10 protein-coding genes are annotated in these 12,851 nt (G+C 63.1%); 5 read left to right on the top strand and 5 right to left on the bottom strand.

The window, feature by feature from the left end:
- Positions 1–7 precede the first annotated feature (7 nt).
- A complete protein-coding gene (locus AC6I7Z_RS00840) occupies positions 8–1,105 on the top strand; it encodes an ABC transporter substrate-binding protein (RefSeq protein ID WP_497815377.1) in 1,098 nt (365 codons plus the stop codon).
- Entirely contained in the window at positions 1,102–3,192 is a 2,091-nt protein-coding gene (locus tag AC6I7Z_RS00835) for a TonB-dependent siderophore receptor (protein ID WP_497812832.1), read from the top strand. Before AC6I7Z_RS00840 ends, AC6I7Z_RS00835 begins: the two co-directional genes overlap by 4 nt.
- Here the strand turns inward: AC6I7Z_RS00835 and AC6I7Z_RS00830 are convergent.
- The 3 genes from AC6I7Z_RS00830 to AC6I7Z_RS00820 form a co-directional block, all read right to left on the bottom strand.
- The gene (locus AC6I7Z_RS00830) at positions 3,189–4,352 is read right to left on the bottom strand and encodes an HD-GYP domain-containing protein (protein WP_497812831.1); all 1,164 of its coding nucleotides are present in this window, start codon (positions 4,350–4,352) and stop codon (positions 3,189–3,191) included. The genes AC6I7Z_RS00835 and AC6I7Z_RS00830 overlap by 4 nt on opposite strands.
- A gap of 114 nt (positions 4,353–4,466) precedes the next feature.
- Positions 4,467–5,858, bottom strand: coding sequence for an MFS transporter (locus tag AC6I7Z_RS00825; RefSeq protein ID WP_497812830.1), 1,392 nt, complete (start codon positions 5,856–5,858; stop codon positions 4,467–4,469).
- A gap of 520 nt (positions 5,859–6,378) precedes the next feature.
- A complete protein-coding gene (locus tag AC6I7Z_RS00820) occupies positions 6,379–6,885 on the bottom strand; it encodes a GNAT family N-acetyltransferase (protein ID WP_497812829.1) in 507 nt (168 codons plus the stop codon).
- A 63-nt stretch (positions 6,886–6,948) separates the two neighbouring features.
- On the opposite strand from AC6I7Z_RS00820, the gene AC6I7Z_RS00815 reads away from it, so the two are divergent.
- On the top strand, positions 6,949–8,781 hold the full coding sequence (locus AC6I7Z_RS00815) for an ABC transporter ATP-binding protein (RefSeq protein ID WP_497812828.1): 1,833 nt from the start codon (positions 6,949–6,951) through the stop codon (positions 8,779–8,781).
- Here AC6I7Z_RS00815 and AC6I7Z_RS00810 read toward each other — a convergent pair.
- Both AC6I7Z_RS00810 and AC6I7Z_RS00805 read right to left on the bottom strand, forming a co-directional pair.
- The gene (locus tag AC6I7Z_RS00810) at positions 8,778–9,902 is read right to left on the bottom strand and encodes a GNAT family N-acetyltransferase (protein ID WP_497812827.1); all 1,125 of its coding nucleotides are present in this window, start codon (positions 9,900–9,902) and stop codon (positions 8,778–8,780) included. The two genes, AC6I7Z_RS00815 and AC6I7Z_RS00810, sit on opposite strands and share 4 nt — an antisense overlap.
- A 73-nt stretch (positions 9,903–9,975) precedes the next feature.
- Positions 9,976–10,896, bottom strand: coding sequence for an AraC family transcriptional regulator (locus AC6I7Z_RS00805; RefSeq protein ID WP_497812826.1), 921 nt, complete (start codon positions 10,894–10,896; stop codon positions 9,976–9,978).
- A gap of 144 nt (positions 10,897–11,040) precedes the next feature.
- On the opposite strand from AC6I7Z_RS00805, the gene AC6I7Z_RS00800 reads away from it, so the two are divergent.
- Together AC6I7Z_RS00800 and AC6I7Z_RS00795 are read left to right on the top strand one after the other, a co-directional pair.
- Entirely contained in the window at positions 11,041–11,865 is an 825-nt protein-coding gene (locus tag AC6I7Z_RS00800) for an oxidoreductase (RefSeq protein ID WP_497812825.1), read from the top strand.
- 39 nt (positions 11,866–11,904) lie between these two features.
- Positions 11,905–12,828: a LysR family transcriptional regulator gene (locus AC6I7Z_RS00795; RefSeq protein ID WP_497812824.1), complete on the top strand. Its 924-nt coding sequence runs from the start codon at positions 11,905–11,907 to the stop codon at positions 12,826–12,828.
- Positions 12,829–12,851: the final 23 nt, after the last annotated feature.

Raw genomic sequence — 12,851 nt, 5'->3', positions numbered from 1 at the left:
AATTGTGATGCGTTTTCTTTTTTCTCTGCTGCTGCTGCTGTGCAGCGGCGCCTGCTTCGCCAAATCGATTGTCGATATCACCGGCCAGCGCGTGACCCTGCCCGATCGTCCCCAGCGCATCATTTTGGGCGAAAGCCGCATGCTCTATACCCTGGCGCTGATCGTGCCCGGCAACCCGGCGGCGCGCATCGCAGGCTGGCCGGCGGATATGGCGAAGTACGATCCGCAAAGCTGGCGCCAGTTCACCACCGCGTTCCCGGCGATCGAGGCGGTGCCGCAGCTCGGCGCCGGCGCGCTACGCGACCTTAACCCCGAACAGGTGCTCAGGCTGAAGCCCGATCTGATTATCCTGCCGCGCCTGGCGAAAAGCGGCGCGCAAGAGGCGCATTTCCGCCAGCTAATGCAGCAGGTCAATATTCCGGTGATTTATGTCGACCTGCGCGTCGATCTGCTCAACAACACGGTGCCCAGCCTGAAAATTCTCGGCGAGGTGTTCGACCAGCCGCAGCGCGCGCAGGCGTTTATCGATTTTTATCAGCAGCATATGGATAGGGTGCGCGCCCGGCTGGCGAGCTATCAGGGCGCAAAAACCCGCGTGATGCTCCATCTGCATCTGGGCCGCCGCGACACCTGCTGCACCACGGCGGTCAACGGCAATCTCGGCCAGCTGCTCGCCTTTGCCGGCGGCGACAATATCGCCGCCGGCGCGGTAAAAGGGGTGTTCGGCGAGATCAATCCCGAACAGGCGCTGGCCCAGCCGCCGCAGGTCTATATCGCGACCGGGATGGCGGATGCGTACAGCGACAGCAGGCTGCAGCTCGGCCCGGAAATCGACGCCGATCGGGCGGCCGCCAGCCTGCAAAGGCTGCTCGCCGCGCAGCCGGTTCTCAGCCAGCTCGAGGCGGTGAAAAACCGCCGCGCGTACGGCCTGTGGCACAACTTTTATCTCAGCCCGTGGCACGTGGTCGCGGTAGAGCTCTTCGCCAAAGCGCTCTACCCGCAGCTGTTCGCCGACCTCGATCCGCACCGCACGCTGGAACAACTTTATCAGCGCTTTCTGCCGCTGAATTTATCAGGGACCTTCTGGAGCCAGTTACCGCAATGAAACCCCTCTCTTCTCTTCTGCTGGGCGGCGCGCTGCTCTCCGGCAGCCTGCAGGCGCAGGAAACCACGCTGCTGGTCACGCAGGACGCAGCGTCGCAGGAAGATGGCTACCAGCCGCACAGCAGCGTGACCGCCACGCGCGCGCCGGCGAAGATTATCGACACGCCGCAGAACGTTACCGTGGTGCAGCAGCAGGTGCTGCAGGACAGCGATGCGCAGGATCTCGACGACGCGGTAAAATTCGTCAGCGGCATTACCCAGGCCAATACGCTGGGCGGCACGCAGGATGCGCTGATCAAGCGCGGCTTCGGCGATAACCGCGACGGCTCTATTCTGCGCGACGGCGTGCGTTCGATTCAGGCGCGCAACTTCACCCCCACCAGCGAGCGCGTCGAGGTGCTAAAAGGCCCCTCTTCCATGCTCTACGGCATGAACGAGCCGGGCGGACTGGTCAACATCATCAGCAAGAAGCCGCTGCTGACGCCGCAGGCGCATCTGGAAGGCCGCTACAGCAGCTTCGGCGGCGGCGGCGGGCAGCTCGACGTGACCGGCCCGCTCGGCACCAGCGGCTTTGCCGGACGGCTGATCGTCGATCACGACGAAACCGATTACTGGCGTAATTTCGGCCGCACGCGCCAGACGGTGGTCGCGCCGTCGCTGATGTGGTTTGGCGAGAGCACCACCCTGCGCGTCGCCTGGGAGCATATGGAGTATCTGGTGCCGTTCGATCGCGGCACGGTGATCAACCCAAAAACCGGCAAGCCGGTGAATACGCCGCGCGAAGAGCGCTTCGACGAACCTTTCAACGCCACGCGCGGCGATCAGGATACCCTGACGCTGGCTGCCGATCGGATTCTTAACGACAGCTGGACGGCGCATCTCAACTACAGCTTTACGCGCAACACCTACAGCGACCATCAGGCGCGCGCCACCGCTTTCAACGCCGATACCGGCGTGCTGACGCGCCAGGCCGACGCCACCGGCGACGCGCAGAGCCGCTCGCAGCTGGTGCAGCTGACGCTCAACGGCGACGTCGACTGGGGCCGCGTCAATCATCAGCTGCTGGCGGGATTCGACTACGAAGCTGACCGCACCTTCCGCGGCGATATGCTGCGCGGCAAGAAAAACAGCCGCTTCAATATCTGGCATCCGGTGTATGACGAGATGTCATCCAGCTCTACGGTGAGCGCCGCCGACAGCGATCAGCGCGAGAATATCGATAGCCGCGGCCTCTTTTTGCAGGATGCGATCCGCCTGACGCCGAACTGGCTGCTGCTGGGCGGCCTGCGCTACGACAGCTTCGACGTGATGGCGGGCAAAGGCCGTCCGTTCGTGGCCCGCACCCGCAGTTCCGACAGCCGGCTGGTGCCGCGCGCCGGCGTGGTTTATAACCTCAACGGCTGGTCGAGCCTCTACGCCAGCTACACCGAATCTTTTAAGCCCAACTCCTCTATCGCCACCGAGATCGGCGCGCTGCCGCCGGAGCTGGGCAAAGCCTGGGAAGTCGGCGGCAAGATCGACCTGCCCAACGGCGTGACCGGCACGCTGGCGCTGTTCGATATTCAGAAGCGCAACGTGATGGTGGATGAGCTGGTGGATGGCGAGAGCGTAACGCGCACCGCCGGGAAGGTGCGTTCGCAGGGCGTTGAGCTGGATCTGGCGGGCAAGCTGACCGACGCGCTCAGCCTGGTGGGCAGCTACGCCTGGACCGACGCGCGCGTCACCGCCGATCCGGCCAATAACGGCAACGGCATGAGCAATACCGCGCGCCATACCGCCGCGCTGTTCCTGACCAACGACTTCGGATCCACCGGCCTGCTGGCGGCGGACGATCTGCGCGCCGGCGTCGGCGCGCGCTACGTCGGCCGCCGTCCCGGCGATGCGGCCAACAGCTTTTATCTGGATGACTACACGGTGGCGGACGCTTTTGTCGCCTGGCAAACGCCGCTGAACGGCTACCGCCTGAAGTGGCAGGTCAACGTCAACAACCTGTTTGATAAAACTTATTATCCGTCGAGCGGCAATAACCTGCGCGTCGCGGTGGGCGAGCCGCGCGAGATCGTGCTGCGCGCCAGCGTCGATTTTTAACTCGCCAGCGCCCAGACGCGATTGAGATCGGCGTCTTTCCACAGCGGGCTCTCTTCTGCGCCGATAATGCTGTCGGTGCAGAAGCTGTCGCCGAGATCGATACGCTCCGGCTTCACTTCGCGCTGCGCATGCAGCGACCAGAAGGCGTGCACCACCGGTTTCAGCAGCGACTGCTCGCCCGCCTTTACCACCAGCGCGACGCGCCCTGACGCCAGCCGCACCAGCGAACCGACCGGGTAGATGCCGATGGCGCGCACAAAGGCGTGCAGGATCTGCTGGTCGAAATGGCCGCGCCAGTTCAGCATATTGTGCATCGCTTCGGCGGGCGTCCAGCCCTTGCGGTAGACGCGCGTCGAGGTCAGGGCGTCATAAACGTCGCACACGGTCGCCATACGCGCGTAAAGCGAAATTTCGTCGCCTTTCAGCCGGTGCGGATAGCCGCTGCCGTCAACCTTTTCGTGATGATGCAGGGCGATATCCAGCAGATCGGCGTCGGCATCCGCCTCCATCAGCATCTGCGCGCCCACCACCGGATGCTGGCGCATCACCTCGAACTCTTCGTCGCTGAGCTTGCCGGGCTTGTTGAGGATCGCCAGCGGCACCGCCGCCTTGCCGACGTCATGCAGCAGCCCGCCCATGCCGACGCGCCGCACCTGTTTGTCATCCAGCCCGAGCTGCTGCGCCAGCGTAATCATTAGCCCGCAAACCGCCATAGAGTGCAGCCAGGTGTAATCGTCATGGTTTTTAAGGCGCGCCACGCTCAGCAGCGCGGTCGGTTCGCGCCGGATAGAGCCGGCGATCTCGTCCACCAGATCCAGCGTGCCCGCCAGGTTCAGACGATGACCGAGGCGCGCCTCGTTGAACATCGCCATCACCTGGGTTTTGCCCTGCTGAAAAATCTGCTGCGCCTGGTCCAGCTCCTGAAAAAAGGGCGTGCGGGCGACAGGTTTTTTATGCGCCGACGGCGCGGCGGGCGCCTGCACCGATCGATTCAGATCGATCCAGAGCCGCTGGATCCCTTCATTGCGCAGCATCGCGATCTGCCGCGGATCGGTGACCAGCATCTGATTGCAGATGCGCTTATCTTTAATCCACCAGACTTCGAGCTTATGGATAAACATCCCTGGCCGCAGCTCGTCGACGGTGATTTGTTTAATCACGATATCTCTCCTAAAGATCGCTTCTGGTAGAGAGGTATCGGCAAGTGAGCAAATTTTCTTCAGTGGGAATGCAGTGGTCGGTGGTCGGCGCAGCGCGCCGACCTGGTGGGAATCTTATATCGCCTTGATGCCGTGCGCCGCTTTTTGCGCCTCGCGCGCCGCTTCCGGCGTCTGCGTTTCGCCGACGCGCGCGATCGGCCCCATCACGAACAGGAACAGCAGCGCGGCGACCACGCAGTGCGCGCCGACAAATCCCAGCCCGATGCTGTAGCTGCCGGTCAGCCCGACAATCACGCCGAACAGCAGCGGGGTGACGAAGCCGGCGATATTGCTGACGCCGTTGAAGATGCCGCCTGCAAGGCCGACCGCCTCTTTCGGCGCGGTATCGCTAATCACCGTCCAGGTGCCTGCGCCCGCTGCGACGCCCTTGCCGAAGAAGGCGAAAGACATAATGGCGATAATGCCGAGGTTGCTCGGGATCACCGCCGCCATCACCAGCGACGCCGCCATTAACATGCCGATGATATACGGCGTTTTGCGCGCCCAGGAGAGGCTCCAGCCGCGTTTGATCAGCATATCGGAGATATAGCCGCCGCTGATGCCGCCGAGAAAGCCGAACAGCGCGGGCGCGATAGTGGCGAAACCGGCGTCCATAATATTCATGCCGCGCGCCTGTACCAGATAGATAGGAAACCAGGTAATAAAGAAGTAGCTGAGCGCGATGGTGCAGTACTGGCCGAGATAGGCGCACCAGAGCATGCGGCTGGTGAGCAGGGTTTTGAACATCTTTTTGTTCAGCGCAGGCCGCGCTTTCAGGGTATGGGGCGCATCGATATCCACCAGCGCCCCGCCCTCGACGATATAGTTGAGTTCGCTTTCGGAGACGCCGGGATGCTTGCGCGGCTCGCGCATATAGGCCGCCCAGACAAACACCGCCAGCACGCCGATGCCGCCCAGTACGAAGAAGGGCCACTCCCAGCCGAAGCGCGACACCAGCCAGCCGGAAAGCGGCGAGAAAATAGCCACGGCAAAGTACTGCGCCGTGCTAAACAGCGCAGAGGCGCGGCCGCGTTCCGCGCCGGGAAACCACATAATCACCACGCGCGCGTTCGCCGGGAAGGCGGGCGCTTCTATCAGCCCCAGCGCAAAACGCAGCGTAAACATCAGCACCAGCGCGGCGGTCATGCCGCCCGCCAGCTCGCCGACGAAGCCCATCGCAATAGTGGACAGCGACCAGAGCGCCAGCGTGATGCCATAAACTTTTTTCGCCCCGAAGCGGTCAAGCAACAGGCCGCCGGGGATCTGGCCGATCACATAGGCCCAGCTAAACGCGGAGAGGATCAGGCCGAGCTGGATCGCCGAGAGGCCAAACTCATCTTTTATCGCCGACCCGGAGATCGACAGGATCGAGCGGTCAGCATAGGCCACCACCGAAAGAAACAGGATCAGGCAGAGGATCCAGATACGTACGCGGGTGGGCCGCGCGGCAGCGTGCGCTTTTGTCATAAGGTAAATTCCTTAAAAAGAGGGCATTCCGCCCCGGAAAAAACGATCAGGCATACCGCGTTGAACGCCCTGTGGAGGAAATATAGGTAGCAGGCGAAGGGTTGGTCATTGGGCGAGTGGTGAAATCATGCGCGCTATCTGGCCCTGATTTTGGCAGCCTTCACAACGCAGCTTGCGGCGCCGCACATAAGCGGCAAAAACGTCGTCTGGCGCATGGGGAATGTGCGCCAGCTCCAGGAAATCATGGCGCGCTGCGCTATGAAACGCAGCGGCCTGCATTATTATTGGCCGCCTGGCCGTCGATCAACGCATCGCCGGAACAGGATTTGGCGCCCAGCTGGTGCTGGATGCGCTACGCGTCGCTTACTCTGCGGCGAATGCTGTCGGCATTTACGCCGTTATGGTAGAGGCCAAAGATGATCAGGCCGCCGGTTTTTATCAGGAAGCAATGCGGTTTATTCCGCTCAAAACAGAGCACGGGAAAGTGAAATTCGTCTTCCCCGTCGCCAGCATCGCGCCGCTACTGTGAATAACTTTCGCGCAGCATCGCCATCAGAATAATGTCGTGATAGTCGCCGTCGCGCAGGCAGGCCTTGCGGCGCACCCCCTCCTGCTCGAAGCCGAGGCGCTCATAGAGCCGCCGCGCGCGCGCGTTGTCGTGAAACACTTCCAGCTCTACGCGCGTCGCGCCCAGCCAGTTAAAGGCGTAATCCAGGCCGGTGCGGATTAAACGTTCGCCGATGCCGCGTCCGCTGAAGGCGGGATCGACGCCGATGCCGAAGCTCAGGCCGTGTCGGGTGCGCGGCCGGTTTTCAATGAACAGCGTCAGTTCGCCAACCATCTGTCCGTCCAGCTCCGCGACAAACCCGATGTAGCCTTCGCTATCCATACGTTCGAATTTTTTCTGCCATGTCGCCACGCTGGGAAATGGCAGCTGCGTGGTCCAGCCATAGACCTCAGGCTGGCTGTAAAGACGCTGATAGCCAGCGGCATCGCTGGGTTCACGACCGCGGATGGTCAATTCCATATCGGTAATCCCTTTTAAGTTGCACTAAGCTGTTTACTCTCCCCAGGCGTAAAGAGAGTGGTTATGTTGTATCGCCGTTTCGAACGTTTTATCAATATTTTCCAGGATGCTCCATCCGATTCGCCGCCGGGCCGTATCGGGCCCTTCTATTTTTACTACCTGCGTCAGGTATGGCCGAGCTTCGCGGCGCTGCTGGTGGTGGGACTGGGATCGGCGCTGATTGAGGTGGCGCTGTTTAGCTACCTCAGCCGCATTATCGACCTGGTCAACGGCGCGACGCCCGCCACGCTGTTTGCCGATCACTGGCCTATTCTGCTGTGGATGGCGTTTGTCGCGCTGATCCTGCGCCCGGTGTTTATCGCGCTGCACGACATGCTGGTGCATCAGAGCATCAATCCCGGCATGACCAGCATGATCCAGTGGCAGCAGCATAACTATGTGCTGCGCCAGAGCCTGAACTTCTTTCACAGCGACTTCGCCGGACGCATCGCGCAGCGCATCACCCAGACCGGCAACGCGCTGCGCGACTCTGCGGTGCAGCTGGTCGACGCCATCTGGCACGTGCTGATCTACGCCATCACCTCGCTGGTGCTGTTTGCCGAGGCCGACTGGCGGCTGATGATCCCGCTGGTGATCTGGATCGTCGCCTATATCGCCTCGCTGCGCTTTTTCGTGCCGCGCGTCAAGGCGCGCTCCGTGGTGGCGTCGCAGGCGCGCTCGAAGCTGATGGGCACCATCGTCGACGGCTACACCAATATCTCGACGATCAAACTGTTTGCGCATCACGATCTGGAAAAGCGCTACGCGCGTGAAGCGCTGCAGGAGCAGACCGAAAAAAACCAGCGGTTGAGCCGCATGGTCACCAGCATGGACGTGACGCTCTCTTCGCTTAACGGCCTGCTGATCGTCTCGACCTCCGGCCTGGCGCTCTGGCTGTGGAGCCAGTCGCTGATCAGCGTCGGCGCCATCGCGCTGGCGACCGGTCTGGTGGTGCGCCTGGTCAATATGTCCGGCTGGATTATGTGGGTGGTGAACGGCATTTTCGAGAATATCGGCACGGTGCAGGACGGCATCAACACTATCGCCCAGCCGCTCAGCGTGCAGGATGCGCCGCAGGCGAAAGCGCTGAAGGTGACGCGCGGCCAGATCCGCTATGAGGATATCCGCTTTGATTACGGCGGCGGTCATCAGGTGATTAACCGCCTTAACCTCAACATCAAACCCGGCGAGAAAATTGCTCTGATCGGCCCTTCCGGCGCGGGTAAGTCGACGCTGGTGAATCTGCTGCTGCGCCTCTATGACCTGAACGGCGGCCGCATCACCATTGACGATCAGAATATCGCCGAGGTGACGCAGGCGAGCCTGCGCGGCCAGATCGGCATGATTACCCAGGATACCTCGCTGCTGCACCGCTCCATTCGCGAGAACCTGCTCTACGGTCGTCCCGACGCCACCGAAGAGGAGCTGCAGGCGGCGATTCGTCGCGCGCGCGCCGACGAGTTTATTCCGCGCCTTTCCGACGCCGAAGGGCGTACCGGGCTGGACGCCCACGTCGGCGAACGCGGCGTGAAACTCTCCGGCGGCCAGCGTCAGCGCATCGCCATCGCCCGCGTGCTGCTGAAGGATGCGCCGATTCTTATCATGGATGAGGCGACCTCGGCGCTCGACTCCGAGGTGGAAGCGGCGATTCAGGAGAGCCTGGGCGCGCTAATGGAGGGCAAAACGGTTATCGCCATCGCGCACCGTTTGTCGACTATCGCCAAAATGGATCGCCTGATCGTGCTGGATAAGGGACATATCGTCGAGATGGGCAACCACAGCGAGCTGCTGGCGCATAACGGCCTCTATGCCCGGCTGTGGCGCCATCAGACCAGCGGATTCGTCGGCGACCACTAATCGCCGCGTCGATACGGCAGGGCGTCGCGCGCCTCATCGGCCCAGGCGCGCACGCCTTCCCGCTCTTCCTGCAGAAAATCGGCCACCGCGTCGCGCAGGCCGGGATGCGTCAGATAGTGCCAGGAAGTAGTGAGCTGCGGCTCAAAGCCGCGCACCAGCTTATGTTCGCCCTGCGCGCCGGCGTCGAAACGCTTCAGGCCGGTGGCGATGGCGTAGTCCATGCCCTGATAGAAGCAGGTTTCGAAATGCAGGCGATCAAACTCCGCCAGGCAGCCCCAGTAGCGGCCATATAGCGTCTCGCCATCCACCAGACAGAACGCCATCGCCGCCGGCTGCTGTTGCAGATGCGCGATCGCCACGCGAATGCTGTGCGGCATACGCGCCGCCAGCAGGCTGAAGAAATCGCGCGTCAGATAGGGGCGCTGGCCGCGCACCGCATAGGTGTTGGCGTAGCAGGTATAGACGAAATCCCACTGATCCTCGCGCAGCTCGCCGCCGCGATACCAGTTAAATGCAAAGCCGCTCTGCGCCACCAGCTCGCGCTCTTTGCGCAGCTGTTTGCGCTTGCGCGACATCAGCGTGTCGAGAAAGTCCTGAAAATCGCGATAGCCGCGATTATGCCAGTGATACTGGCAGCCGAGCCGCATCAGCCACTCCGGCTGCTGGCGCAGCAGCGCGTCGTCGCGCGCGTCGGTAAAGTTGATATGGGCGCTGCTCAGCCCCTGGCGATGCAGCGTCTCCGGCAGCGCGGCGAGCAGCTGCGCGGCGGCCTGCGCGTCTCCCAGCAGGCGCGCGCCGGTCACCGGGCTGAAGGGAATGGCGCCCAGCCATTTTGGGTAGTAGCGAATGCCCGCGCGCTGGCAGGCGTCCGCCCAGGCGTGATCGAAGACATATTCGCCCCATGAGTTGCGCTTGCGGTAGCCGGGCAGCGCCGCGCGCAGCGCGCCCGCTTCCCGCCACAGCAGATGATCCGGCTGCCAGCCGCTTTCGGCGCGTACGCTGCCGCTCTCTTCCAGCGCCAGCAGAAAGGCGTGGCGTAAAAAGGGCTGATCGTCGGGCAGCAGCGCGTCCCATTCAGCGGCGTCGACATCCGCCAGCGAAGCAAGGTGAAGCAGAGACATGCAGAACTCCAGACCAAAACGGGCGAAAAGCTAGTCAAGCAGGTTTTGCCGCACAGCGAAAGGGCGACGGCACCTAATGTGAAGCGACGAAGCGCGCGCCTGGCTGAGCGGGCGGCAGCGCTAAGCTATCACGCAGCCGCCTGGCCTCTTCGCCCGGCGACAGGCCGAACAGCCGGCGGAATTCGCGGCTGAACTGCGAAGGACTTTCATACCCCACCGCCAGGCTGGCCGCGGCGGCGGTCATCTGCTGGCGCACCATCAGCAGCCGCGCCTGATGCAGGCGGATCGACTTCACGTACTGCATCGGCGACGTCTGGGTGACGGCGCGAAAATGGGCGTGAAAGGTCGCATGGCTCATGCCGGCGCGGCGGGCGAGCTGGGCGATATCCAGCGTCTGAGCATAGTGCTGATGAATATGACGCAGCGCCTGGGCGATTTTGCCGAAGGCGCCCTGCTGCGTCAGCGCGGCGCGCAGTTCGCCTCCCTGCTCGCCGCTCAGCACGTGAAAGTAGATTTCCCGCACCAGCGCCGGGCCAAGCAGCGCGGCCTGCAGCGGATCGCCCAGCGCGTGCAGCAGCCGCGTCACCGAACGCTGCATCGCCTCGTCAAGCGGCGTGGAAACCATCCCGGCCGGCTGGTGCGTGACCGTCGCGCCCGCCTGCTCCATCTGCAGCAGCAGCTCCGCCGCTACCGGCAGATCGAGATGCATATAGATCGCCAGCAGCGGCGCCTCGGCGCTGGCGTCGGTCTCCATGATAAAAGGCACCGGCACCGAGACCGCCAGATAGTGCTGCGCGTCGTAGCAATAGACGCGATCGCCGAAATAGCCGCGCTTGCGGCCCTGCAGCACGATCACGATGCCGGGATCGTAGAGCACCGGCGTGCGGCTCAGCGGACGGTTGGATCGCAGCAGCCGCACGTCGGGCAGCGGCGTCAGGTTGTAGCCTTCCTGCGGCGCAAGCGCGGCGATCAGGCGAAGAGAGTCAGCGTTCATCAGAGGATTATGCACGTTTGCGGCGCGATTTACCGCTGGCGCGCCTGAAATTCAGCGTTACAGGCAAGGATGACAGAGGAACGGGCATCCTCTTTTACGGGCAACGGGCGCAGGCTAAAGCCTCACCCACAGAGAGGAAAGCAGATGAAACAGATCATGATCACCGGCGTCAGCAGCGGCTTTGGTCAGGCGCTGGCGCAGGCGGCCTTGGCGGCGGGCCACCGCGTTTTCGGCACCGTGCGCAGCCAGCAGGCGCTGGACGCCTTTACGGCGCTGGATCCGACGCGCGCCCACGGCGCGATACTCGATCTCACCGACGTAGAACGCATCGCCCCGCTAGTGGCGGCGTTTGAAGAGACGCACGGCCCGCTCGACGCGCTCGTCAACAATGCGGGCTACGGCCATGAGGGTATTTTCGAAGAGGCGACGCTGGCGGAGATGCGCCACCAGTTTGACGTCAACGTCTGGGGAGCGGTCGCGATGATGAAGGCGCTGGTGCCGCGTTTCCGCGCGCGGCGACGCGGGCAGATTATCAATATCACCTCGATGGGCGGCTTTATTACGCTGCCCGGCATCAGCGACTACTGCGCCAGCAAATTTGCGCTGGAAGCCTTTTCGGAAACTCTGAGTCAGGAGCTGGCCGGTTTTAATATCGCCGTGACCGCCGTGGCGCCAGGCTCGTTTCGCACCGACTGGGCGGGCCGTTCCATGGTGCGCAGCCCGCGCGTCATCAGTGATTATGACGCGCTCTTCGATCCGGTGCGTGAAGCGCGCCTCGCCAAAAGCGGCCGACAGAACGGCGATCCCCATAAAGCGGCGCTGGCGATCCTCGGATTGCTGGACCATCCCGCGCCGCCGGCGCACCTGCTGCTGGGCAGCGACGCGCTGCAGCTGGTGCGCGATAAGCTGCGCCGCCTTGAGAGCAGCCTGGCTGAATGGGAGAGCGTCACGCGTTCAACCGACGGCTAAAAGCCTGTACATTGGCGTTTTCATCTGCAGGAACGCCCTATGGATCGGCTTGATTGCGACCGAATGTTCGTCGCCGTACTGGAGCTGGGCAGCTTTGCCGCCGCCGCCGCGCGGCTCGGCGTCAGCAGCGGTCAGGCGTCAAAGCTGGTGTCGAAGCTGGAGCGACAGCTCGGCGTGCAGCTGGTTAAGCGCAGCACGCGCGCGCTGTCGCCCACCGACGTCGGCCGCAGTTACTACGAACAGGTCAAAACGCTGCTTGACGCCTTTGACGCGCTCGACGTCAGCGTACGCGAAAGCGCCGGCACCCCGAGCGGCCGGCTGAAAATCAGCGCGCCCGTGACCTTCGGCAGCGCGGTGCTCTCGCGCGTGCTGGCCGCCTTTGCCAGACGCTATCCGCTGATCGAGCTGGACGTCAGCTTTTCCGATCGCCCGGTCAGTATCGTGGACGAAGGCTTTGATATCGCCGTACGCATCGGCAACCTGAGCGACAGCAGCCTGATTGCGCGCCGCCTGGGGGAAATAGCGGTGCGGCTGGCCGCTTCGCCGCGCTATTTGCAGCAGTACGGCACGCCGCAGCACTGGCGCGCCATCAGCGAGCATCAGTGCATTACCGACACTAACTTCCGCGATCCCTGGAACTGGCCGTTCGTCAGCGAGACGGGCGAGACGGTGACCGTGCCGGTGCGCGGCCGTCTGCGCTTTGCCAATACCGAAGCCTGCCTGCAGGCGGCGCTCGCCGGGCTGGGTATCGCCCGGCTGCCGGATTTTATCGCCGCGCCCGCGCTGCAGCGCGGCGATATCGTGCCGGTGCTGGCGCGCTACGACGTGCCGCCTCTCGGCCTGTTCGCGCTCTATCCCGCCGCGCGCCATCTGCCGCAGCGCACGCGGCTGCTGGTCGATTTTCTGGCGGATCACTTTGATCGTTTCCCGCCCGGTCGATCCCTTCCAGAATGGAAAGAATGATTGTCGTTTTGACCCGATTATCA

This window comes from Pantoea sp. X-Soil-MYKO-1289, assembly GCF_059730625.1.
The sequence above is the reverse complement of the archived record's forward strand: the minus strand, read 5'-3'. Positions and strand labels throughout refer to the sequence as shown.